Here is a 24,044-nt window from a genome sequence, read left to right on the forward strand (position 1 = left end):
CGCTTGCGAAGGAGAATGCATCGGGCCAGACGCCCAGGCGCCGCAAGTGACCGATATCACTTGGGTTGATGCTTGCCTCGGCATCGCGCGTTTCGCCCCGTGACCGCATGCTGTTCCGGCTTCGCATTGAGCGCATCGATTGTCTTTGTGAAGGACAGCGCTAACATGGAACCCGTCCATCGATACCAGTCGTTGTTTTCTGATTATCTATTGCAGCGCAACCGGATCACGTAACGAGTGCGCTCGCCATGGCGGCCGGGCCTCGAAGGCGAAGTAGCAACCACCATCCCTAATATTCCAACCAAGAAATAACGGGGGAAAATCATGCATGTGAAAGGGCTTGCGGCATTCGCCGCAGCGGTCGGCGTTGGCCTGTTGTCCGGCACCGCCGTCGCACAGGAAGTCAAGCAGGAGAAGCAGTCGGTCCTCGGCAACGCCAACGTCCCGCCGGTGACCCAGGAGCAGCTCAACGCCGCCGACAAGAATGCCAAGGACTTCCTGCTCACCAACGGCAATTACGCCCAGACCCGGTTTTATCCGGGCAAGCAGATCAGCCGCGACAATGTGAAGAACCTGCACGTCGCCTGGATCTTCCAGACCGACGTCAAGGAGTCGCTCGAGACATCGCCGATCGTCGTCGACGGCGTGATGTATGTCACGACGTCGTTCAGCCATGTCTATGCGCTCGACGCCAAGACCGGCCAGCAGCTCTGGCACTACGCCCACAAGATGGGCCCGATCACGGTCTATTGCTGCGGTCCCAACAATCGCGGCGTCCAGGTGCTCGGCGACCGGGTCTACCTGGCGACGCTCGACTCCAAGCTGATGGCGCTCAACGCCAAGACCGGCGAGGTGGTGTGGACCACCAACATCGCCGATCCCGAGCTCGGCTACAGCGAGACGATGGCGCCGACCGTGGTCAAGGACAAGGTCTTGATCGGCACCAATGGCGGCGAATACGGCATCCGCGGCTTCGTCCGCGCCTATGACGCCAAGACCGGCAAGCAGCTCTGGAATTTCAACACCATCCCGGACAGCTCGGTCGGCGTCTGGGCGACCAAGGATGCCACCGGCCGCGACATGCATCGCAACATCCAGGCCGAGAAGGACATGCTCGCCAAGATCGGCGATCCCTATGCCAAGCTCGGCGGCGGCGTGTGGCAGAACCCCTCGGTCGATCTCGCGACCAACCGGATCTATTTCGTGGTCGGCAACCCGTCGCCCGACCTCGACGGCTCCAACCGGCCCGGCGACAACCTCTACACCAACTCGCTGGTCTCGCTCGATCTCGACACCGGCAAGTATGTCTGCCACTTCCAGTACATCGCCCATGACGTGTGGGACCTCGACGCGGTCAGCCCGACCGTGCTGGTCAACGTCAAGGACAAGGACGGCAAGACAATTCCCGGCGTCATCCACGCCGGCAAGACCGGGCACATCTATGTGCACGATCGCAAGGACTGCAGCCTGATCCGCTTCTCCGAGGCGATGGTGCCGCAGGAGAACATGTGGGTGCTGCCGACCAAGGAAGGCGCGCGCATGCTGCCCGGCGCCAATGGCGGCGTCGAATGGTCGCCGATCGCGACCGACCCGGGACAGGAGCTGGCCTACGCCATCAACCTGCACCAGCCGATGACCTACCACGTCGAGAGCTCGGCCTATCCGAACGGCAAGCTGTGGCTGGGCGGCGCCTTCAAGGTGATCCCGGGCGAGAAGCAGTCGGGCAACATCACGGCGGTGAACTACAACACCGGCAAGATCAAGTGGCAGGTCAAGACGCCCGAGCCGATGATCGGCGGCATTCTCGCCACGGCCGGCGGCCTGGTGTTCACCGGCGAAGGCAACGGCAAGTTCGCGGCCTACAATTCGTCGAGCGGCAAGGAGCTGTGGAGCTTCCGCGCCGGCGCCGGCGTCAACGCGCCGCCGTCGAGCTACATGGTCGGCGGCAAGCAATATGTCGTGGTCGGCGCGGGCGGCAACACCCAGCTCGACTACAAGCGCGGCAACAACATCATCGCCTTCACGCTCGACTGAGCGAGCGGCAAACAATGGTGGCGAAGCGGGACCCGTTCGGTCCCGCTTCTGCTTCTCCGGATGAAAAACCCAACGGCGTCATTGCGTGCGAAGCGAAGCAATCCATCGTGCCGCGTAAGCGGAGCCATGGATTGCTTCGTCGCTTCAGCGCAAAATTGCTCTGCAATTTTGTCGCGAGCTCCTCGCAATGACGGAAGACATGACGGTTCGGAATCAACTCATGTTCGGTAAACTGATGATTGGCGCAACCGCGCTGCTGCTGATGGCAGCCCAGGCCAGCGCGGAGACGATCGAGGACAAGGTCGCGGTCTGCGCCGGTTGCCACGGCGCCGACGGCAAGCCGGTCGACAAGACTATTCCGACGATCTGGGGCCAGCAGGCCGGCTATCTCTATATCCAGCTCCGCGATTTCAAGCGCGGCGATCGCAAGAGCGAGATCATGCAGCCGATCGCGACCCAGTTCGAGCGCGACGACATGCTGGCGATCGCGGAATATTTTTCGCAGAAGCCATGGCCCGACCTCGGCCAGCCGCGCGCGCCCAAGGACGTCGCGGCGAAGGCGGTCGCAGCCAGCGCATCGGTCGGCTGCCCGGCCTGCCATCTCGATCGCTTCCAGGGCGACGGCACGGTGCCGCGGCTCGCCGGGATGGGACGCGACTACCTCGCGAAAACCATCGCCGATTTCCGCAGCCGCGCGCGCGGCAACAATCCCGGCATGTCCGACCTGATGCTGGCGACGTCGCCCGACGACCTCGCCGCGCTGGTGGACTATCTGGCGGGGCTATAGCGGCGAGCAGGTTGGCCTCAAGCGAGCGCAGCGCTGTCGCATACCCGCTCTTGGCGGCCGAGGTCGGGCGCCGGCGCTCGACCTCGTTACGTACGTCCGCGCGCCGAAGTTGCGGTTGCCGGCGTAGAGCCGATCAGTTCGGTCGAGACCTGCACACCACGCCTGGAACAGGAAAGGCTCGGCACATCTCGATGCACTCCGATCTGAGATGCGCGAGGACCGCGTCGTCTCCGTTCGCCTGCAGAGCCCCCGCAATGAACTCGCCGATACGGCGCATTTCGGAATCTCCCATGCCACGCGTGGTCGCTGCCGGTGTCCCAAGGCGGATACCGCTTGGCCTGAGCGGCGGACGCGGATCGTCTGGAATAATTTGCTTGTTTGTGGTGATGGCGATGGCATCGAGCACGTCCTCGGCTGCTCGCCCGTCCAGTCCGACGGATGCTACCGTATCGACGACCATCATGTGATTGTCCGTCCCGTCCGTGACCAGCTTCATCCCGCGGTCCATCAGCGCGCCGGCAAGAACCTTCGCGTTGCGCAGAACCTGCAGCGCGTAAACCCTGAAATCCGAGGTCGCCGCCTTCTTGAGCGTCACGGCAGTCCCGGCCACGACGTTCATGTGAGGTCCGCCCTGCAACCCGGGGAAAACGGAAGCATCGATCCGACCGGCATTTTCCTTCCGGCACAGGATGATCCCGCCGCGGGGGCCGCGCAGTGTCTTGTGGGATGTCGTCGTCATGACGTCGAAGCCGGCATCAAGCGGATTGCGCATGACATTCGCGGCAATCAATCCGCCATAGTGGCTCACGTCAGCCATCGTGATCGCGCCAACTTCGTCGGCGATATTCTTGAACGCCGCATAATCCAGGTCGCGCGGATAGGAGCTGTAGCCGCACAACACCATCTTCGGACGTGCTTCCCGCGCGATCGCGCGCAATTCGTCGAAATCTACCGCGCCGTTTGACGGTGCCGTCTTGTAGCGAATGAAGTTGAACAAACGCCCCATGTGGGACACCGGCGCGCCGTGGGTGAGATGACCGCCGTGGGACAGGTCCATGGCGAGAATGGTGTCGCCGGGCTGCAATAGGCCGAGATAGACGGCCTGATTCATCGGTGATCCGGAAAGCGGCTGAACGTTGGCGTGCTCGGCACGAAAAAGCGAGCAGGCCCGCTGGCGTGCGAGGTTCTCGACATCGTCCGTATACTGCTGGCCGCCGTAATATCTGCGTCCAGGATATCCCTCGGAGTATTTATTGGTGAAGACCGATCCCAGCAGCTCAAGCACCTCCGGGTAGGTGTAATTCTCGGACGGAATCAGTTCAACGCCGTCCTGTTGACGGCGCTCTTCCCCCACAAGCGCAGCGGCGATCTCTTGATCGTTGATGGACAGTTCGTTGCGAAACGAAGGCATGATCGGGCTCCTCAACACGCTGTTTTGCCAGCAGATTGGTTGCCCAGGCGATCGGCGTCGGAACCCTTCGCGCTTCCCCGTGGTCGATTCCACGTTAGCTCGCCAGTCGCGCGATAGGACGAATGAGCACAGAGACTCTTCGCAAAGGGGAATCTAGCCGACCTGCGGACCTTCCGCAACCAACGAGTCCATCGCCTCATGCTTCAGCGCGGCGTCAGCTCATCGCGTAGCGCCGACAGGATAGTGAGATCGGCTGCGTGCTTGCCCGCCTTGTCGGCCAGCGCGGCGTCGGCGCCATGGGCCAGCAGCGCCTTCGCAATCGCCGGATGGTTGCCTTCGGCGGCGATCATCAGCGCGGTGCGGCCGCGCGCGTCGCGCTCGTCGACCCTGGCGCCGGCGTCCAGGAGATACGCGACGACTTCGAGCGCCTGCGCCTCCGGCACGGTCTCGTCCGGCCCGGCCGCCCACATCAGGAGCGTCAGGTCATTGGCGTAGCGCGCATTGATGTCGATATCGCGCGCGAGCAGCTGCTTGACGATGCCGAGCTGGCCGCCGGCCGCCGCATATACGACCGGGGGCTTGCCGGTGTCGTCGGCCTTGCCGCCGTCGGCGCCGTGCGCAAGCAGCGTGCGCACCACCATGTCCCGGCCGGCATAGGCCGCGGCCGCGACCGGCGAGGCGCCGCTGCGCCCCGTGAGATTGACGTCGGCGCCGCGATCGATCAGCCGCTGCACGATCGCGGCGTGGCCGCGCTCGGCGGCGAAGTAAAGCGCGGTCGATCCCGCGAGGTTGCGTGCATCGACCGGCGCGCCGCGCGCCAGCAGTAGGTCGACCATGTCGAGGTGACCGGAGCGGGCGGCGTGGCTCAGCGGCCGTGCGCCAAGCCGGTCGCGCGCGTCCACCGAGGCGCCGCCGTCGAGCAGCGCGGTGGCAAGGTTGATGCAATCGGCATCGGCGGCGGCGAACAGCGCCAGCGAGATCTCGACCGCGCTGAGCTGGGCTTTGTCGGTCTCGTATTTGCGGGTCTGCTCGCGGCACCGGGCCGGGTCGGCCGCAGCAAAGCCGGCATGGACGTGGCCGGCGAGAAACAGTGCGGCAAGGGCGATGCGGCGATACAAGGCGTGTCCTCCGGATGGCCTGCGGAGCGCATTGCCATCCGGAGCGAGCGTCGCATGATCCTTGGTTGCTGCCAAGCCGCGCAGCGACGCCAAGCCGCGCAGCGATGTTGTGCCGCGCGGCGTTGCTCTGCCGCGCTAGCCGCTCTGCCCGGCGCTCGCATTCGCAACGGCGCGCGCGACATTGGCGATCACCTCGTTGCACTTCTCCATGGGCGCGCTTGCCCCGGTCAGGTAGACCGTCACCACGATCGGCTTGCGGCCGGGCGGCCAGAACACCCCGATATCGTTATAGGTGCCACGCTCGCCGGTGCCGGTCTTGTCGCCGACCCGCCAGTCCCGCGGCACGCCGGCGCGCAACCTCGTGTCGCCGGTCTTGTTGGCGACCATCCAGTCCACCAGCTTCTGGCGCGAGGCGGCCTGCAGGACATCGCCGAGCATCACGCGCTGCAGGTTCTTCAGCATCGCCACCGGGCTCGTGGTGTCGCGCGGATCGCCGGGCACGGCCTCGTTCAGCTCCACCTCCCAGCGGTCGAGCCGGCTGACATTGTCGCCAATGGTGCGGAAGAAGCTGGTCAAGCCGGCAGGCCCGCCGATCTCACGCAGCAGCAGGTTGGCCGCGGTATTGTCGCTGAGCGTGACCGCGGCCTCGCAGAGTTCGGCCAGTGTCATGCCCGATCCGACGTGCTGCTTGGCGACGGGCGCGTAGGCCAAGATATCCTTGGCCTCGACCTGCATCCGTTGATCAAGGCTGGATTCGCCGCGATCGACCCGGTGCAGCACGGCGGCTGATAGCATCGCCTTGAAGGTGCTGCACATCGGGAACCGCTCGTCACCGCGCCGGCTCGCGCGCAATCCCGTCTCCATGTCGAGCGCGGCGACGCCGAGCCGACCGCTGGTCGCCAGCTCGATGCGTGCAAACTCCTCCTGCAGCCGTTGCGCCGGCTGGCCCGGTGCCGCCGCTGCACTTTGCCGCAGCAGGGTCCAGGAGGCCGCAAGGCCCAGTGCGCGCAATCCCAATGTCCGTCTCGTCAGCATGTCCCGTCTCCGTTGGCGGCGCGAACCTGCCGAACGGCGTGACGGCGCACAAACGATCATTTATACAACGAGGCATGAGAAAAACTTGGTCATGACGTTATGCGCCGGCACCTCCCGCTGAATGCGCTGCGCGCCTTCGAGGCCTCGGCGCGGCTCTTGAGCTTCACCCGCGCGGGGATGGAGCTGCGCGTGACGCAGACCGCGATCAGCCATCAGGTCAAGCAGCTCGAGGATCTCTTGGGTGCGAGCCTGTTCCGCCGCTTGCCGCGCGGGCTGGTGCTCACCGACGAGGGGCTGGCGCTGTTGCCGGTGCTGTCGGACACGTTCGACCGGATCGGCGCTGCGATCGACCGCATCGAGGCCAAGGGCGCGCGCGAGGTCGTCACTGTCGGCTGCGTGACGACGTTCGCGACCGGATGGCTGCTGCAACGGATCGACCGCTTCAAGCGCGCGCATCCCTATATCGACCTGCGCCTGCTCACCAACAACAACCGCGTCGACATCGCGGGCGACGGGCTCGATCTCGCGCTGCGCTTCGGCGACGGCTCGTGGCACGGCACCGAGGCGATCCACCTGTTGTCGGCGCCGCTGTCGCCGGTATGCTGTGCCGATGCGGCGAGCCGGCTGCGCAAGCCGTCCGATCTCGCGCAGGAATTTTTGCTGCGCTCCTACCGCGCCGAAGAATGGCCGCTGTGGTTTGCGGTGGCCGCGCGCCGTGTCCGAAAATCCAGGGGCCGATCTTCGACAGTTCGGTTGGCATGGCCGAGGCCGCTGCGCGCGGCGTCGGCGTCGGGCTGGTACCGATCGCGATGTTTGAAAACGAGCTGGCCTCAGGCCGGCTCAAGCGGCCGTTCGCGGCCGAGGTGCCGGCGGGGTCGTATTGGCTGACCTGGCTGAAGTCGCGCGAGGTGACGCCCGGCATGCGCGCCTTCCGCGACTGGCTGCTCGACACGCTGCGAGCGGAAGTGAATGAGAGCGAGAACGGCGCATCGGCTCCGCGCCCAAGGGCGAAGGCCAAGCGCAAGCCGGGAAAGTCCGCATCGAAGAAGCGCCGTCGCTAGCGGATGTGGCGCAAGCCCCGGCGAGCGATGCTGGCGTTTTCGGAATATTAGAAATCTTATCCCTGATTTGCCCGACGTGTCAAGCCGCCCGCGGTCGGACGCCGGGCACCTTTGCATGGGGTTGTTTTCGATATTTTGGTCCCGTCATCTCCGCGCAAAGGCTTCGCCTTTGTCGCTGGAGGTGCGAGCCCTGCGGCGCACTTGCGCCGCTTGGCGAGCCTCGAAGGATGCACGGCCACCAGCGGGGCCGTCGACCCTTCGAGGGCCGCTGAAGAAGCGGCCACCTCAGGGTGACGGTGGGGGGAGTAGGTGCGCTTATGCCAGATGGCACGCCACAAAGTGACCGTTGCTGCCTTCGCGCAATTCCGGCGCGGCCTGGCGGCAGCGCTCTTCCGCAATCGGGCAGCGGGTGTGGAAGTGGCAGCCCTTCGGCGGATTCATCGGGCTTGGCACGTCGCCCTTCAGGCGGATGCGGTCGCGCTTCGCCTTGGGATCGGCCACCGGCACCGCCGAGAGCAGCGCCTTGGTGTAGGGATGCTGCGGATTGCGGTAGAGGTCGCTGGCCTTGGCGAGCTCGACGATGCGGCCGAGATACATCACTGCGACGCGGTCCGAGATGTGCTCGACCACGGAGAGATCGTGGGCCACGAACAGATAGGTCAGGTTCAGCTCGGCCTGCAGGTCCTCGAGCAGGTTGATGACCTGGGCCTGGATCGAGACGTCGAGCGCCGAGACCGGCTCGTCGCACACGATCAGCTTCGGCTCCAAGGTAAGCGCGCGGGCGATCGCGATACGCTGGCGCTGGCCGCCGGAGAATTCATGCGGGTAGCGCCGCATGTGCTCGGCTTTCAGCCCGACCTTGACCAGGAGGCTTGCGACGCGGTCCTCGCGCTCGCTGGCCGAGGCCACGAGGTTATGGATGATGAAGGGCTCGGCGAGGATCGCGCCGACCGTCATGCGCGGGTTGAGCGAGGCGAACGGATCCTGGAACACCAGCTGCATGTTGCGACGCATGGCGCGCAGATCGCCGCCGCCGAGGCCCGTCACGCTCTGGCCGTCGAACACGATCTCGCCCGAGGTCGGCTCGATCAGCCGCAGCACGCAGCGGCCGGTGGTCGACTTGCCGCAGCCGGATTCGCCAACCAGTCCCAGCGTCTCGCCGCGGTTGACCGCAAACGACACGCCGTCGACCGCATAGACCTGACCGACCTCGCGCGACAGCAGGCCGCCGAGCACCGGAAAGTGCTTTTTCAAATTGCTGACGCGCAGCAGCGGCTCGCTCATGACGCGTCTCCGAGGTGGCAGGCCATGCGATGGCCGGGTGCGATCTCGCGCAGGCGCGGCTCCTGTTCGGTGCAGATGCTCATGGCGTGCTTGCAGCGGGGCGCAAACCGGCAGCCCGGCGGCGGGTTGATCAGGATCGGCACCGAGCCGCCGATCGCCTCCAGCCGCGTCTTGTGCTCGGCGTCGAGATCGATGCGCGGGATCGAGCGGATCAGGCCCTGGGTATAGGGATGGCGCGGATTGCCGAACAACTCGTCGACCGGCGCTTCCTCAACCACCTTGCCGGCATACATCACGACGACGCGCTGCGCAGTCTCCGCGACCACGCCCATCGCGTGCGTGATCAGCATCACCGCCATGCCGAAGCGTTCCTTCATGTCCTGAAGCAGGTCGAGGATCTGCGCCTGGATGGTGACGTCGAGCGCGGTGGTCGGCTCGTCCGCGATCACGAGCTTGGGCCGGCAGGCCAGCGCCATCGCGATCATTACGCGCTGGCGCATGCCGCCGGAGAACTGGTGCGGATAGTGATGCACGCGGCCCGCGGCGTTGGGGATCTGCACCAGCTTCAGCATCTCGATGGTGCGCTCGAGCGCCTGCTTCTTGGTCACCGCCTCGTGGCGGCGCAGGCTCTCGGCGATCTGCTCGCCGATCGTCAGCACCGGATTGAGCGAGGTCATCGGCTCCTGGAAGATGAAGCCGATCTCCTTGGCCCTGATGTCGTCGAGCTCGCGGCTCGACAGCGGCACCAGGTCGCGGCCCTCGAACATGATCTCGCCTTCGACGATCTTGCCCGGCGGCATCGCGATCAGCTTGAGGATCGACATCGCGGTAACGGTCTTGCCGCAACCGGATTCGCCGACCACGCACAGCGTCTCGCCGCGGTTGATCGAGATATCGACGCCATCGACTGCCTGCAACACGCCGGCGTCGGTGCTGAAATGGGTCTTCAGGCCCTTGATGTCGAGCAGCGCCATCAGATCACCTTGCGGGCGTCGAGCGCGTCGCGCAGCCCGTCGCCGATGAAGTTGATGGCGACCACCGCGATGAAGATCGCGCCGCCGGGAAACAGCGCCCAATGCGGACCGATGTCGAGAAAGTCCTTGGCGTCATACAGGATGCGGCCCCAGGTGGGGGTGTCAGGCGGGAAGCCGAGGCCCAGGAACGACAGCGTCGATTCGGCGATGATCGCCGCGGCGACGTCGATCGTGCCGGCGATGATCACGGGTCCCAGCGCATTGGGCAGGATGTGGCGCACCACCTGGCGCACCGGGCTCGCGCCGAGCGCGCGCGCGGCCTCGACGAATTCCTTCTCGCGGAGCGAGAGGAACTGGGCGCGCACCAGCCGCGCCACCGGCATCCAGCGCAAGCCGCCGATCACGAGCACGATCAGGATGAAGATGCCGCCCTCGGGACCGAACATCGCCTTGAGCCCGTCGCGGAACAGGTAGATCAGCATCAGTAGCAGCGGCAGTTGCGGCAGCGACAGGAACAGGTCGGTCAGCCACATCAGCGCATAGCCGAGCGCGCCGCGCGACATGCCGGCGAGTGCGCCGATCAGCGTGCCGACGAACACCGAGACCAGCATCGCGGCGAGGCCGACCGCGAGCGAGATGCGGCCGCCATAGATCATGCGGGCGAGCAGGTCCTGGCCGAGATCGTCGGTGCCGAACGGATGCGCCAGCGAGGGGCCTTGCAGGCCCGCCACCACGTCGATGTCGCTGATCGAGACGCGCCAGATGAACGGACCGATCACGACGGCCGCGATCAGCAGCAGCAGCAGCACGGCGCTGATCACGGCCGGCCTGTGCCGGCGGTAGCGCCGCCAGGTTTCGCGCCAGGGCGAATAATCGCGCCGTTCAGCGGAAGGAGATGCGAGGGTCAAGCCAGCCATAGAGGACATCTGCGATCAGGTTGAACAGCACCACGAGACACGCGAAGACGAAGGTCACGGCCATCACGACCGGCGTATCGTTGGCGAGGATGGAGGAAATCAGCAGCGAGCCGATGCCGGGAATCCGGAAAATCTGCTCGGTGACGATGGCGCCGCCGAACACGGCGGGCATCTGCAGTGCGATCAGCGTGACGACCGGGATCATCGCGTTGCGCATCACATGCTTGACGATCACCTTGGCCTGCCCGAGGCCCTTGGCGCGCGCGGTGGTGACATAGTCGAGCCGGATGACGTCGAGCATTGCCGAGCGCACGAAGCGGGTCATCGAGGCCGCCTGGAACAGGCCGAGCACCATCACCGGCATGATGGCCTGCCGGATCATCTCCAGCAGCCAGGGGATGCCGCTTCCCGGCACGCTGGTGTAGACGAAGGGCAGCCAGTCCAGCTTCACCGAGAACACCAGGATGAACAGGATGCCGGTGAAGAAGGTCGGCAGCGAGAAGCCGATGAAGGCGAAGGTGTTGGCGAGCTGGTCGAACAGCGAATAGGGCCGGGTGGCGGCATAGACGCCGACCGGGATCGCGATCAGGAGCGCCAGCAGCTGCGACGAGCCGACTACGTAAAGCGTGGTCGGCAGCCGCTGCAGGATCAGCGTGTCGACATCGACCCTGCTGACGAACGAGAAGCCCCAATCGCCGTGGGCCATCGCCGTGATCCAGTGCAGATAACGCAGATAGATCGGGTCATCGAGGCCGAACTTGGCGCGCAGTGCAGCCTGCACCTCGGGCGGCACGTTCGGATTGGTCGCGAGCTCGCTGAACGGATCGCCCGGCGCGAGCGCCAGCACGACGAACAGGACAACCGAAATCCCGAGCAGGCTCGGGATCGCGATCATCAGACGGCGCAGGATATATTGACTCATGAACGGATCATCTGACTTACGCTTGTACCTTGAGCACGATTGATTTCGTTTTCCGCCGAAAGCCGGGCCTCACCTCGCCCCGCGTGCGGGGAGAGGCCGGAATTCAAGCCAACGGGTCGACGTGAACCGCTGCCCGATGACAGGCTCCACTTGAAGTCCGGGTGAGGGGGCTCTCCGCGAACTCACCATTCGGCGCGCTCGCGGATAGAGCCCCTCACGGCTCAGCTTTCACGATACCAGTCTTGCAGATTGTCGGTTTGGTTGGCCCAGCCCGAGAGCGCTGGCCGCAGCGTGTTGGAGGAGGCCTCCACCGCGAGCCGATGCATCACGGGGATCATCACATTGTCCTGCCACATCAGGTCATTGCCCTTGATGTAGAGGTCGGCCCGCTTGATCGGATCGGTTTCGGTATCGGCCGCGTCGATCGCGGCATCGAATTCCTTGTTGGCCCAGCGCGGGAAGTTCGGCCCCTGCCACTTGTTCTCCTTGGTGGCGATGTTGCGCGAGTGGTAGCGGCGCATGTGCAGAGCGGGATCGGGCTGGGTCATCGGGATCTGGAACATCTCGATGTCGGCGTAGAAGTGGGCGTAGGTGTCGGGGTTGGCGACGTCCGAGGAGAAGAACACCGAAGCCACCACCGATTTCAGCTCGACATCGATGCCGGCCTTCTGGCAGGCCTGCTTGACGATCGCTTGGGTCTTCTGCCGCGGCCCGTTGATCGAGGTCTGGTACAACAGCTTGAGCTTCTTGCCGTCCTTCTCGCGGATGCCGTCGGAGCCCGGCTTCCAGCCCGCCTGCTCGAGCAGCGCGCTCGCCTTCTCGACCGAGAACTCCCACTTGGTGTTCTTGGAGACGAACTCCTCGGGGCCGTTGAGATAGTTGGCGGTGGTGCGGCCGGCACGGCCGTAGATCGCCTTCTTGACGGAGTCGCGGTCGACCAGCAGCGCCAACGCCTGGCGCACGCGGGGATCGGACAGGATCGGATGCTTGGTCTTGATCGACGAGCGCTCGCCATCGACTTCGGTGTTGGGGTCGGTGAAGTTGATCGCAATGAACTCGATGTCGCCGCCGACTGCGAACAGGGCCTTGCCCTTGCCGCCCTTTTCGAGCCGCAGCAGCACTTCGTCTTCGACCTGGATATTCCAGGCGAAATCATATTCGCCGGTCTGGATCACCGCGCGCGCGGCCGAGACGGCATCGCCGCCACCCTTCATCTCGATCGTGTCGAAGAATGGACGGTTGGCCATATGGTAGTCGGGGTTGATCTCGCCGCGGATCAGATCGCCCGGCTTGAACTCGACGAACTTATACGGGCCGGTGCCGACGGGTTTCAGATTGTTGGGTGCCTCGCGGGACTTGCCGCCCTTGTAATCCGCGAACAGATGCTTCGGGATGATGCAGCCATAGGCCCCGACAAACGCATTGGCCCAGAACGGCGTCGGCTTCTTGAAATTGATGCGGACCGTGAGGTCGTCGATCTTTTCGACGGTCAGGCCGCTGTAGGTCTCAATCGAGACGGCGGCGGTCGCAGGGTCGCTGGCATATTCCCAGTTGAACACCAGATCGTCGGCTGTCACCGGCTTGCCGTCGTGCCATTTGACGCCCGGTTTGAGTTTCCAGGTCACCGTCTTGGCGTCGGCGGAAAGTCCGCCATTCTGGATCGACGGGATCTCGGCGGCGAGGATCGGGTTGAGATGACCGTCGACGTCCCAGCTTGCCAGAGGCTCGTAGAAGATGCGCGAGCCGTCCTGATCCTTGGTGCCGGTGGCGAAATGCGGATTGAGCAGGGTCGGGCCCTGCCACCACAACAGCTTCAGCGGACCGCCGCCGCCGCGCTTGGTCGGCTTGTAGGGGTTGGGGCTCTGCGCCATCGCGACGCCGCCGATCGCCAGAATCTGGTTGGCCATCGGCGCGGTAAGGCCGACGGCAATCATTCGCTTGACGAAGGCCCGGCGGTCCATCCGTCCGTCCTTCACGTCGTCGATCATGCCTCGCAGATTATTGTCGAACATAGTCCCCTCGGTCCGGCTCACGTGTGTTTGCGGCGGGCCTTGGAACCGGCCGCCGTTCTGGCGGCAGATGGCACACCGAATGAACGCGAAGGTCAACGCCTCCCGCCCTTCAGCGTCTAGGTCTTTTGGCTATCGCTTGTGCAGAACCTCTCCTGGGCGCACATCAGTTCAGCATATCGGCGCCAAAGCGCGCTGATGCGAGCCTCGCACTGCGGAAAATTTGTTCGTTATCCTTTGTTCCGAGATGCTTTTTTGCCACGCAAACATATTTTCGCGCGAACCGGCTGCCGGCCTGCGCATCGAAGCGCAGGTCCGGCCCGGAGGATGCGGCGCTCAGGCGACCGACATGTTCAACGGCGGTGCAACATCCGCCGGCAGCGGACTGACATAGGGCGTTCGGGTGGTCCGCTTCTTGAGATCGGCCTTGGCGGCCGCGATCAGCTCCGGCTCCATCAGCGCCTTGACGCCGAGGCTGGCCATCGCCTTGGCGGCCTGGACCATCGCCTTGTGCGCGGCCGGCGTCTTGCCCTGTGCCACAACCTGCCAGGTGTGGAACGGCGTGCCGATTGCAACCGTCGGTGCATGGACCTGCACCGTCGGCACCACCCAGCTTACGTCGCCGACATCGGTCGAGCCGATCAGCGGATTGCGCTTGGCGTCGATCGGCACCAGGAAATCGGCCAGCGGCCGGTCGGTCGGGTCCATGCCGATCGCATAATAGACCGAGGCGATGTCCTTGTCGGTCAGGGTCGCGCGGATCTTGCCGGCGAAATCCTTGTCGGCATCGTCGAAATGCGGCGGGCCGAGATCTTCCATGATCCGGTGCAGCGTCTGTTCCAGGGGGGTGTTGGGCAGGATGTTGGAGACCGCGGAGATGATCTTCATCTCGACCTTGGTCTCGGTCATCAGGGCTGCGCCCTGCGCGATCTTGTGCACGCGCTCGACCAGTTCGTTCATGCCGGGCAGGTCGCGGGCGCGGATCGAATAGCGCACCCGGGCATGGGCCTGCACCACGTTCGGCGCGATGCCGCCGGTGTCGAGCAGCGCGTAATGCACGCGGGCATCGCTCGGCATGTGCTCGCGCATGTAGTTGACGCCGACATTCATCAATTCCACCGCATCGAGCGCGCTGCGGCCGAGATGCGGCGAGGCTGCCGCATGCGAGGTGCGCCCGGTGAAGATGAAGTCGGCCCGGGTGTTGGCGAGCGACGGCGTCACCGCCACCTCCCAGAAGCTGTGCGGATGCCAGGTGATGGCGATGTCGGCGTCCTCGAACGCACCACAGCGCACCATGAAGGCCTTTGCGGCGCCGCCTTCCTCGGCGGGACAGCCGTAATAGCGTACCCGGCCCGGCACCTTGTTGGCGGCGAGCCAGTCCTTCACCGCGGTCGCGGCGAGCAATGCAGAGGAGCCGAGCAGATTGTGGCCGCAGCCATGGCCATGGCCGCCGGTCTCGACCGGACGATGCTCGGCGATGCCGGCTTCCTGGCTGAGGCCGGGCAGGGCGTCATATTCGCCGAGGAAGGCGATCACGGGGCCGCCTTCACCCCATTCGCCCATCACGGCGGTTGGAATGTCGGCGAGGTTCTCGGTGATGCGGAAACCCTGGTGGCGCAGTTCGGCCAGATGTTCGGCGGAGGAGCGCGCCTCGGTGTAGCAGACCTCGGGCATTGCCCAGACCCGGTCGCTCAATTCGATGAAACGCGGCTTGATCGCGTCGACGCCGCGCCAAACATCACTACGGTTGTCCATTTGCTCCGATCCTCAACTAAGGCAATCTGAAGCGCAAAACGCTAGCAGCTTGCGGCACCGCCGCCTAGCGCCTGCCGGCAGACCAGCATTTCCGAAACTCACGTCTTGGTGTGCAGGAACCCCCGTCGTCGGACCGAACGACTTCGAGAGCCCCGACCCGCGACCTCGCATGCGGATCGCCGCCTTGAGCGATCGGTCTGCCTTCCCCTATGATGCGGCTCGCGAGAACGTGGTCCGACCATGCATGATGCAATTCCGTCTCTGTTGCCGAGAAATTCGGGCCACCAGTTCGTGATCTATGCCGACGCCTGCTCGGGGGGCGCCGGCGCGCTGCACGAGCGGACCTTCGCATCGGTCAACGATGTGGTCCGCCGGCTGCATCCTGCGCCCGAATTCATTCTCTTCCCCGGTGACGAGATCATCGGCCTCACCGCCGATGCCGAGGCGTTGCGCGCGCAATGGCGGCACTGGCTTGATACCGAAATGGGCTGGCTCGACCGCCGCGCGGTGCCGTTGTGGCACACGACCGGTAACCACACCACCTATGACGAGATGAGCGAGGCGGTGTTTCGCGAGGTGCTGAAGCTGCCGCACAACGGTCCGCCCGGTCAGGAAGGCCTGTCCTATTGGGTCCGCCGCGACGACCTGCTGATGGTGTTCGTGCACACGCTGTGGAGCGGACTCGGCGGCGAGGGGCACGTCGAGACCGACTGGCTGGGCGCGGTCCTCGAACAGCACAAGGACGCAACATACAAGCTGGTGCTGGGTCATCATCCGGTCTACCCCATCAATGGCTTCAGCGGCAGCTATCAGCGCGAGATCGGCCACGAATACAGCGCGCGCTTCTGGGATATCCTGGTCCGCGCCGGCGTGACCGCCTATGTCTGCAGCCACATCCTTGCATTCGACGTCCAGGTCCATCGCGGGGTGCTGCAGATCTGCACAGCGGGCGCAGGCACCGCGCACCGGATGCCCGAGGGCGTCGAGTATCTGCATTGCGTGCAGGCCGCGCTCGATCAGCGCGGTCTCCGCTATCAGGTGCTCGACACCGAAGGCGCCATCCGCGAGCAGCTCGCATGGCCGCTGCCGTCTTTCGAGCAGGCGGCGTGGTTGCCATTGCCGCACGGGATCAGCCCTGCGCCATTGTCCGGGACACCGGCGCCGGCGACGGTCGTCGCCCTGAGATTGTCAGGCCGCACCGCCGCCGGAGTAGCGGCGCCGCAAACGCTGCTCTGCACGCCGGTGCCTGACATGATCGCGCCGCTCTGGCTCGGCCTGCGCGGACCGAACCAGACGCTCACGCTGATCCTCGGGCGCGAGCAGGGGCGCAGTCCGCACTATTGGGTCGGGCCGGATGTCGGCGATGAGCGGGATTTTGACCTCGACATCGCCTTCTATCCGGACATGGGACCCGGCGGCGTGCTGTGGCGACGCCGCAGTGACATCAGTTGGACGTCGTTCGCGGCGATATCGGCGACGGGGCTCGAGCGGTTGTCGTGGCCCGCGCTCTGGAGCGTCGGCTGCGGGCAGCATGGACCGGACGACCGGCGCTATGCCGGACAGCGGCTCGAGATCGCTGCGACCGTTCTCGCGGCGTCATGATGCTTTGAGCCGGAGACCAAGCCTTTAGGGCAAACCTTGGGCAAGGTCGGCGGCGAAGCGGCTGGCCTAGTCAGGCTTCTTCGGCTTGCTTCTTTCCACACCCTTTAATTCGCGATCGATCAGCGTGCAGACCCGGCGCTGCGCCAGCAGGTCGAGCCGCGCGCGCGTGGTGCCGCGCTTGATCTTGCCGTTGATTTCGAATGACCAGCTCCAAAGGTCGGGTTCGATGTTGGTGAGCGTATATTGAATGTCCCGGTGACGATCGATCAGCTTCTTCATGCCGTTTCTTCTTGTTGGCTGAAGAGTGCATAGCGAGATCGAGAGGGTGTCTGTATCCGGACGATTACTTACGCATTTGGTCTAGACGTCCGCGTGGCGGAATTTTCGCAATTACTGATTTGGCCGCATGTGCGCCGCGGAACACGTTCAGTGTCGTCCCTGCGAAAGCAGGGACCCATAACCACCGATGTTCATTGCTGCGCATCGCTGGAACGACGCGTCAACTGCCGCGGAGTATGGGTCCCCGCTTTCGCAGGGACGACGTTTGGAGAGATCTTCATTCTCTCCAGTTATGGAGAAGGTCTCCGCCCAGCCATCACAAATTGATCACGCCGCGTCGTGCGGCATGTGCGACGGCGTCGGTGCGGCCGGTGGCGTCGAGCTTGTCGAGCAGGGAGCGACGTGGAATTTTGCGGTGTGGACGGAAATTCCAAGCCGCTGGGCGATCACCTTGTTGGATGCGCCTTCGGCCAGCAGCGCCAGCACGTCGAGCTCGCGCGGCGTCAGCTCGAAGTCGCCGCCGGCGGCCTCGCGGTTACGTGCGACGATCGCCGCCGCCGCCTGCTCGCCGGGCGCGGCCAGCCGCAGGCCGGCGACGCTGCCGAGCAATGTCGCCAGCCGGTCGGCGAGGACGGGGTCGTCGATCTCGAGCGCAATGACGATGTCGGCGGCAGGTTCACTGCTCACGTCTCGGGCCTCTCTCCGACTGTGACCTTGAATGTCATCGGCTCGCCGCCGCGATGCACGGTCAGCTCGACGATGCTGCCGACGCTCTGCGGCCCGAGGCCGCGCGACAGCGCGCGCACGCCCGACAGTTTCTCACCGTTGACGGCAATGATCACGTCGCCCTGGCGGATGCCGGCGGCGGCGGATGGGCCCGCCTTGTCGACATTCATCACCATCGCGCCGAGGCCGTCGTCGAGACGGACCGGCTGCAAGCCGACGCCGAGATACCCGCGCGCGATGCGGCCGCTCTTCTCGAGCTGGCCTGCGACCCGCTCGATGGTCGCGGCCGGAATCGTCAGCACGCGGCGCGGGCCGAGCACGGCCATGCCGAACGGCACACCGGCGGCATTCAGCGCCAGCCCGCCCTGCTGGCTGTGCCGCAGCCGGACGTCGAGCTCGATCCGCGCGTCGATCTCGCCGCCGCGCAGGCTGCGCCACGCGGCGCCTGACCGCGACACCATGCCGAGCCGCGCGACCGCCGCGCCGCGGTCGGCCGCGACGAGCACCGCGAGCGATCCGAGCGCGGGGACATCGGTCGACAGCTTGATCGGCGCGACGTCGCCATCGACGCGCAGCAGGGCGATGTCGGTGGTGTGGTCGCGTCCGGCGACGGCGGCTTGCCTGCGGCTGCCGTCGGCGAACTGGATCTCGATCTCGCCCTCGTCGGCCAGCGCTTCGTCGGCGGTGACGATCAGGCCGGCCTTCCAGACAAAGCCCGAGGCGCGCGCGCGATGCGAATGCACGGAGACGACCGACGGCGCAGCGCGCGCAATGGTCTCCGACAGGGCTGACGACAGCGAGGCAAGGATGTTCGGTTCGGTCATGGGAAACTCCATTGGCTTCCCGCAATCTGGTATGTTGCGGCCGGCAGCGAAACTGGCCGGATGGGCAGGGCAGGGACGCCTCGCCCGGAACCACCGCTCAGCTCGGCCGCTGCAGGGTCGCCTTCGGGCTCTCGCCGAACTTCGCGCGGTAGGCGCTCGCCATCCGGCTCAGATGGGTAAAGCCGAGGTCGAATGCAATGTCGACGATGCGTTCGCCCGGCCGCGCCGTCTTGAGACGGGCGTTGAGATGGGCGAGGCGGATGTCGAGCAGCATCTCGGAGACGGTGGTGCCGAAGTGGCGGCGGAAGCCGAGTTGCAGCGCGCGCACGCCGGTGCCGGCAATCTCCGCCAGTTCGGCGAGATCCAGCGGCTCGGTCGCGCGCGTCTCCAGATACGCCCGCACGCGCTTCAGTGCCGCCGGCTGCGCCTCGGTGCGGCCGTTGAAGACATCGATCGCCGCGCTCAGGCTATTGCGCTGGCCGTTGAGCAGGATGTTGAGCAACTGCTCGCGCCAATCGGCCGCCGCGACCGCGGACAGGGATTTGCGCGGCCCGAGTTGCTCGGCGGTCGTCACGAGCTGCTCGATCCTGGCCGAGAGCGTCTGTCCGAGCGGCCCGCTCAATTCGACCGCCGGATCGAACTCGACCGGCCGCACCGGCACGCCGCCAAGCGCCGCGGCGCGATGCTCCACCAGCTTGCGGTCGAGCAGCACGATGAGCTGGGCGCAGTCGCCGCGCCAGGTCATCTCGGTCGGAATGGTCGGCGACAGCAGCGAAGCACAGTGTTGTGGCCCGGTGCTGAGCTCGCGCGCGGCGGTCCGCACCGTGGCCGAGCCGGACAGCGGCATCTGCAGCAGGAAGAAGCGGTCGAGGCAGCCCGGATTGATCGCGACCGATCCGCCATAGGCGACATAGTTGACCGAGAACCCGTCGAACCCGGCGCAATTGTGATGCGCGGAGAAATCGCGCTCGGAATGATCGACCGGCGTCAGATCGTGCGGACAGAAGATGCGGCCGATCGCTTCGGCCGCGTCGTCGACGCGGGCCGTCGCCACGCGCGCGAAATCCTTCAGCCTTGCCCTCGCAGGATTTGCCCTTGCCGAAACCTCGTCGCCAACAGCTGTCACGCCGGCCGTCCGGAGTTGTTTGAGGTCTAAAATATCGTGCAGCCTAGTCCATTCGCCGGCAAAGGGGAACGCCGTTTCGTCGCGCAACCTGCCCGATCTGAGCGCAGGCGATGCGGCGGCATTGGGCAGACGCGACCCGGCTCCATGCTCCCGCAATGCAGCATGATCGTATCAGGTGCGGATTCGTTTATCGGCTAGACAGCCCCACCGGCTGGCGACAGGCTCCGTGTCCGCAATGCACATCAAAACTGGAGAGGCTGACATGGGCACGCTCGAGAAAGGCATTACCCGATCCGGCACCGGCTACGGCGGCAAGACCTGGAATATCCTCGGCCAGGTCTACTACCCGAAGGCGGTGACCGATTCGACCTTCGCGTTCGAGACCAACAGCGATCCCGGCCAGTTCGTGCCGGTGCACATCCATCCGACCCAGGACGAGTTCATCCTGGTGCAGGAGGGCGTGCTCGACCTCAAGCTCGACGGCGTCTGGGTGCAGGCCAAGGCCGGCGACCTCGTGCGCATGCCGCGCGGCATTCCGCACGGCTATTTCAACAAGTCGGACAAGCCGGCGCGGGCGCTGTTCTGGGTGTCGCCGATGCAGAAGCTCGAGGCGCTGTTCGAGAAGCTGCACAATCTGCAGGACCCCGTCGAGGTGGTGCGTATTTCCGCCGAGCACGAGGTGGACTTCCTGCCGCCGGAAGCCAACGACTAGGCCGGCTGCCAAACAGACGACGCACACGAGGCGGCAATCGCCGGAGCTGACTCCGGCGATGACGGGGATGTGCGCGCCGACGAAATTTGCATCTGTTCATTCATCTGGGAGCGGTTTCATGGTCAAGCAGAAGCATGTGTGCGTCATCGGCGCCGGCATTTCCGGGCTCGCCGCCGGCAAGGCCTTCGCCGGACGCGGCCACCGGGTGACCATCATCGAGCGCAGCGGCGATCTCGGCGGGGTCTGGGAGCCGGCGCGCTCCTATCCCGACGTGCAGACCCAGAGCCCGAAGGAGCTCTATCGCTACACCGACAAGGCGATGCCGGAGTCCTACCCGGAATGGCCGAAGGGGCCGCAGGTCCATGCTTATCTGCGCGATTATGCCCGCAGCCATGGGCTCGACGGCGCAATGCGGTTCAACACCAGGGTCGAGGGCATGAAGCGCCGCGCCGACGGCAAGCCGGGCTGGACGCTCGCGCTGCGCTCGAGCGACGGCGCCACCGGACATGAGGATTTCGACTTCGTCGCGGTCTGCACCGGGCAATTCAACGAGCCGCAGTCGCTGCCGCTGCCCGGCGAGGACGGCTTCAAGGCGCAGGGCGGCAAGATCCTGCATTCGTCGCAATACGGCGATCCCGGTCTTGCCAAGGGCCGCAAGGTGGTCGTGCTCGGCGGCTCCAAATCGGCGACTGACATCGCGGTGAACGCGGTCAATTCCGGCGCCAGCGAAGTCACCATCGTGTTTCGCGAGCCGGTCTGGCGGATCCCCTATTTCGTCGGCGGCCTCGTCAACTTCAAACGCATCCTCTACATCCGCGCCCAGGAGCAGATGTTCGCGAGTTGGGGCATCGGGCCGATGGCGCGGCTCGCGCATGTCGTGGCCAAGCCGTTCGTCTGGGCGAACTGGCGCGGGCTCGAGAGCATGCTGAAGATGCAGCTCAAGCTGAAGCAGTGTGGCATGGTGCCGAAGGAGCGCATCGAGGACGGCGTCAACTGCTCGGTGCCGATCGCAACCCCCGGCTTCTACCCGATGGTCGCCGATGGCCGGATCAAGGCGGTGCTGGGTACCTTCGATCATTATGACGGCAAGACCATCGTGATGAGCGGCGGCCAGCGTGTCGCGGCCGATGTCGCCGTGCTCGCGATCGGCTACAAGCTCGGTGTGCCGTTCCTGCCCGAGGAGTATCAGAAGAAGCTGGTCGAGCCCGACGGTCAGTACCGGCTCTACCGGCTGATCGCCAATCCCGATCTGCCGGACATGGGCTTCGTCGGCTTCAATTCGAGCTTCTGCACCGTGCTGTGCGCCGATCTCGCCGCGAACTGGCTGGTGCGCTATGCCGACGGGCAGCTCGCGCGGCAGCCGAGCGCGGCCGAGATGCACGACAACATCGCGATGATGCTGAACTTCAAGCGCGTGGAGCGTCCGGCCGCGGGCGTCTATGGCGGGCTGTGCGTCGCGCCCTACCACTTCAAGCATTTCGACGAGCTGCTCGCGGACATCGGCACCAAGGCCTCGCGCCGCAACCCGCTCGTCGAAAAGTTCACGCCGCCGGACGCGGACGCCTATGCCCGCTTCCTGGCGACCGCGCCTGTGTATACGGCAGCCGCCTAATCGCGGCCGGCGTCGAGGAAGGCTTGCGCCAGGCGCTCGGGATTGGAGAAGCACAGCTCGTGGCTGCCTGGCACCTGGACCAGGCGGAACAGCCCGAGCTTCTCCGACAGCCGCGGATGCCAAGGTAGGCTGTGCGGCATCGCGGTGTCCTCGGTGCAGTTGACGTAGGATTTCGCGATCGGCATCTCGGCCGGATTGGTCCGCAGCACGATCTTGTCCTCGAAGGTCTTCAGCGGGTGCGGGTTGAGCTTGTCGTAGGCGCGCTGCGCGGTCTCGAGGTCGGCGTCGTTGATGAACGCCTCGCGCCAGATCGGGAACGGCAGCACCACCGAGCCGTCGCCGCGCTCGGCATGGATGGCGTCGAACAGGCCGCGATAGTGCGGCGGCACCATGTCGTTGAGGCACTCGCCATTGTTCGGCACGAAGGCGTTCCAATACACCAGCCGGCGGATGCGACTGGCGGCGGCGTCGGCGACGCCCGTGATCACCATGCCGCCATAGCTGTGGCCGACCAGCACGACGTCCTTGAGGTCGTGCTCGGCGAGATAATCCACGATCGACTGGATCGCCTCGGGGAGGCCGGAGTCCTTCCTGTCGCCGGGGCGGTTACCCCTGATGGTCGGGGTGTGGACGACATGGCCGGCCTTGCGGATGGCCGCCGCAACCGGTTCGAATTCGGCGCCGGTATGCCAGGCGCCATGGACGAGAACATAGGTCGACATGTTGTACCTCCCTGCATGCTTTGGTCAGATCGGTTGCGGCGTCCGGGACGGCCCGGGTACGCGCAAGCTCAAGCGCTTCCTGATCGATATTGACCTGGACCCGCGGAACGCGCTTGGCTGTAACCGAACCGGATTGGGCTCGGAGTGAACTGATGCAGCAAATCGCCGCCGCGGATCGCTCGCGCAGGCTGAGCTGGAATACCGCGGACACCAGGCCGGGCGAGCAGTTCGCCTATTATCGCGAGGCGATCTGCCAGGCCTTCATGAACCTGACGCCGGAGCCGCCGGCGACGCCGGGCTTCATCGCGCGGGTCGAGACCGTCGGGCTCGGCGACGGGGCGGTCAACCGGGTCAATTTTCCGGAGCATGTCGTGCGGCGCTCGGCCGCCGACATCGCCGCATCCAGCCGGCGCTGCTACTACCTCAATCTCAAGCTTGCCGGCCGCTGCCGCATCCAGCAGGCAGGGCGCGAGATCAGCCTGTCGCCCGGACAGGTCGGGATTTTCGACAGCGGGCAGCGCTTCTCGCTGCTGCACGACCGCGGCCCCGTGCTGCAGGTCGCATCGTTCTTGGTGCCGGCCGAGGCGCTGGATGAACGGCTGCCGTCGGCGGCAGATGTCGCGCCGGCGCGGGTGTCCGATGATCCCTTCGTCGGCCATCTCATCACCGAGACGGCGCAGGTCCTGAACACCTCAGCGCTTCGTGCCGCGGATGCAGACAACGCGCGGCTGTTCAGCGTGCTGCTCGACCTCGTCGCGCTCAGCCTGTCGCGCTCCGGTCGCGAAGGCGTTGCCGAGAGCGTGGGTCTTGCGGATGCGACGTGGCTCGCGCTGCGCCGTGCCGTGGACCGAAGGCTGCGCGAGCCCGGGCTCGGCGTCGCCGCCATCGCGGCCGGGATCGGCATCAGCGAGCGCTACGTCCATAAGCTGTTCGAGCGCGCCGGCACCACATTCGCCAGCCATTTGATGGACCGTCGCCTCGACGGCGCGGCGCGAGACCTCAGGGATCCCGCGATCGCCGGGCGCGCGATCGGTGACATCGCATTCGACTGGGGCTTCTCCGACCTGTCGCATTTCACCCGGCGGTTCCGGCATCGCTTCGGCTGCACGCCGCGCGACTGGCGCCGCGGCTGAT

The 24,044-nt window shown here is 65.6% G+C and carries 19 protein-coding genes, 2 pseudogenes and 1 riboswitch; of the genes and pseudogenes, 7 read left to right on the plus strand and 14 right to left on the minus strand.

Annotated features, from left to right (window positions below):
* Positions 1–324: 324 nt before the first annotated feature.
* Together ALC15_RS16430 and ALC15_RS16435 are read left to right on the plus strand one after the other, a co-directional pair.
* Positions 325–2,034 carry a pyrroloquinoline quinone-dependent dehydrogenase gene (locus ALC15_RS16430; protein WP_050628137.1) on the plus strand — a complete coding sequence of 570 codons (1,710 nt, stop codon included), beginning with the start codon at positions 325–327 and terminating at the stop codon, positions 2,032–2,034.
* A 235-nt stretch (positions 2,035–2,269) separates the two neighbouring features.
* A complete protein-coding gene (locus tag ALC15_RS16435) occupies positions 2,270–2,821 on the plus strand; it encodes a c-type cytochrome (protein ID WP_050628200.1) in 552 nt (183 codons plus the stop codon).
* 133 nt (positions 2,822–2,954) lie between these two features.
* On the opposite strand, the gene ALC15_RS16440 is transcribed toward ALC15_RS16435, so the two are convergent.
* The 3 genes from ALC15_RS16440 to bla form a co-directional block, all read right to left on the minus strand.
* A complete protein-coding gene (locus ALC15_RS16440; RefSeq protein WP_050628138.1) occupies positions 2,955–4,232 on the minus strand; it encodes a serine hydroxymethyltransferase in 1,278 nt (425 codons plus the stop codon).
* 34 nt (positions 4,233–4,266) lie between these two features.
* Positions 4,267–4,352: riboswitch (ZMP/ZTP riboswitch) on the minus strand.
* A gap of 83 nt (positions 4,353–4,435) precedes the next feature.
* Positions 4,436–5,350, minus strand: a complete 915-nt coding sequence (locus ALC15_RS16445; protein ID WP_128089526.1) for an ankyrin repeat domain-containing protein — start codon at positions 5,348–5,350, stop codon at positions 4,436–4,438.
* A gap of 135 nt (positions 5,351–5,485) precedes the next feature.
* Positions 5,486–6,385 carry a class A beta-lactamase gene (gene bla, locus ALC15_RS16450; RefSeq protein WP_050628140.1) on the minus strand — a complete coding sequence of 300 codons (900 nt, stop codon included), beginning with the start codon at positions 6,383–6,385 and terminating at the stop codon, positions 5,486–5,488.
* A gap of 99 nt (positions 6,386–6,484) precedes the next feature.
* Between bla and ALC15_RS16455 the strand changes: the two are divergent.
* Positions 6,485–7,446 (plus strand): annotated as a pseudogene (locus tag ALC15_RS16455) (LysR substrate-binding domain-containing protein).
* Positions 7,447–7,761: 315 nt separating this feature from the next.
* Here ALC15_RS16455 and ALC15_RS16460 read toward each other — a convergent pair.
* The 6 genes from ALC15_RS16460 to ALC15_RS16485 form a co-directional block, all read right to left on the minus strand.
* The gene (locus tag ALC15_RS16460) at positions 7,762–8,730 is read right to left on the minus strand and encodes an ABC transporter ATP-binding protein (protein ID WP_050628141.1); all 969 of its coding nucleotides are present in this window, start codon (positions 8,728–8,730) and stop codon (positions 7,762–7,764) included.
* A complete protein-coding gene (locus tag ALC15_RS16465; RefSeq protein ID WP_094193926.1) occupies positions 8,727–9,707 on the minus strand; it encodes an ABC transporter ATP-binding protein in 981 nt (326 codons plus the stop codon). The genes ALC15_RS16460 and ALC15_RS16465 overlap by 4 nt, the downstream gene beginning before the upstream one ends.
* On the minus strand, positions 9,704–10,621 hold the full coding sequence (locus tag ALC15_RS16470) for an ABC transporter permease (protein WP_050628143.1): 918 nt from the start codon (positions 10,619–10,621) through the stop codon (positions 9,704–9,706). Before ALC15_RS16470 ends, ALC15_RS16465 begins: the two co-directional genes overlap by 4 nt.
* Positions 10,587–11,543: an ABC transporter permease gene (locus ALC15_RS16475; protein WP_050628144.1), complete on the minus strand. Its 957-nt coding sequence runs from the start codon at positions 11,541–11,543 to the stop codon at positions 10,587–10,589. The genes ALC15_RS16470 and ALC15_RS16475 overlap by 35 nt, the downstream gene beginning before the upstream one ends.
* Before the next feature lie 221 nt (positions 11,544–11,764).
* Positions 11,765–13,555 carry a peptide ABC transporter substrate-binding protein gene (locus ALC15_RS16480; RefSeq protein WP_050628145.1) on the minus strand — a complete coding sequence of 597 codons (1,791 nt, stop codon included), beginning with the start codon at positions 13,553–13,555 and terminating at the stop codon, positions 11,765–11,767.
* A 333-nt stretch (positions 13,556–13,888) separates the two neighbouring features.
* The gene (locus ALC15_RS16485; RefSeq protein ID WP_050628146.1) at positions 13,889–15,307 is read right to left on the minus strand and encodes a M20 family metallopeptidase; all 1,419 of its coding nucleotides are present in this window, start codon (positions 15,305–15,307) and stop codon (positions 13,889–13,891) included.
* A 240-nt stretch (positions 15,308–15,547) separates the two neighbouring features.
* On the opposite strand from ALC15_RS16485, the gene ALC15_RS16490 reads away from it, so the two are divergent.
* Positions 15,548–16,909 carry a metallophosphoesterase family protein gene (locus ALC15_RS16490; RefSeq protein WP_050628147.1) on the plus strand — a complete coding sequence of 454 codons (1,362 nt, stop codon included), beginning with the start codon at positions 15,548–15,550 and terminating at the stop codon, positions 16,907–16,909.
* 66 nt (positions 16,910–16,975) lie between these two features.
* Here ALC15_RS16490 and ALC15_RS16495 read toward each other — a convergent pair whose 3' ends face one another.
* The 4 genes and pseudogenes from ALC15_RS16495 to ALC15_RS16510 form a co-directional block, all read right to left on the minus strand.
* Positions 16,976–17,188, minus strand: a complete 213-nt coding sequence (locus tag ALC15_RS16495; RefSeq protein WP_050628148.1) for a hypothetical protein — start codon at positions 17,186–17,188, stop codon at positions 16,976–16,978.
* A 316-nt stretch (positions 17,189–17,504) separates the two neighbouring features.
* A pseudogene (locus ALC15_RS16500) lies at positions 17,505–17,875 on the minus strand (response regulator transcription factor).
* The gene (locus tag ALC15_RS16505) at positions 17,872–18,738 is read right to left on the minus strand and encodes a S1C family serine protease (RefSeq protein ID WP_050628201.1); all 867 of its coding nucleotides are present in this window, start codon (positions 18,736–18,738) and stop codon (positions 17,872–17,874) included. Before ALC15_RS16505 ends, ALC15_RS16500 begins: the two are co-directional and overlap by 4 nt.
* 97 nt (positions 18,739–18,835) lie before the next feature.
* Positions 18,836–19,864, minus strand: coding sequence for an AraC family transcriptional regulator (locus ALC15_RS16510; RefSeq protein ID WP_050628149.1), 1,029 nt, complete (start codon positions 19,862–19,864; stop codon positions 18,836–18,838).
* A gap of 262 nt (positions 19,865–20,126) precedes the next feature.
* Here ALC15_RS16510 and ALC15_RS16515 point away from each other — a divergent pair, with 262 nt between their 5' ends.
* Positions 20,127–20,576, plus strand: coding sequence for a cupin domain-containing protein (locus ALC15_RS16515; protein WP_050628150.1), 450 nt, complete (start codon positions 20,127–20,129; stop codon positions 20,574–20,576).
* A 118-nt stretch (positions 20,577–20,694) separates the two neighbouring features.
* Complete coding sequence (locus ALC15_RS16520) at positions 20,695–22,188, plus strand: flavin-containing monooxygenase (protein WP_050628151.1); 1,494 nt, start codon at positions 20,695–20,697, stop codon at positions 22,186–22,188.
* Here the strand turns inward: ALC15_RS16520 and ALC15_RS16525 are convergent.
* Positions 22,185–22,910 carry an alpha/beta hydrolase gene (locus tag ALC15_RS16525; protein ID WP_050628152.1) on the minus strand — a complete coding sequence of 242 codons (726 nt, stop codon included), beginning with the start codon at positions 22,908–22,910 and terminating at the stop codon, positions 22,185–22,187. The genes ALC15_RS16520 and ALC15_RS16525 overlap by 4 nt on opposite strands.
* Positions 22,911–23,062: 152 nt before the next feature.
* Here ALC15_RS16525 and ALC15_RS16530 point away from each other — a divergent pair, with 152 nt between their 5' ends.
* The gene (locus tag ALC15_RS16530) at positions 23,063–24,043 is read left to right on the plus strand and encodes a helix-turn-helix domain-containing protein (RefSeq protein ID WP_050628153.1); all 981 of its coding nucleotides are present in this window, start codon (positions 23,063–23,065) and stop codon (positions 24,041–24,043) included.
* Position 24,044 lies beyond the last annotated feature (1 nt).

This window comes from Bradyrhizobium viridifuturi, assembly GCF_001238275.1.
GTDB classification, from domain to species: Bacteria; Pseudomonadota; Alphaproteobacteria; order Rhizobiales; family Xanthobacteraceae; genus Bradyrhizobium; species Bradyrhizobium viridifuturi.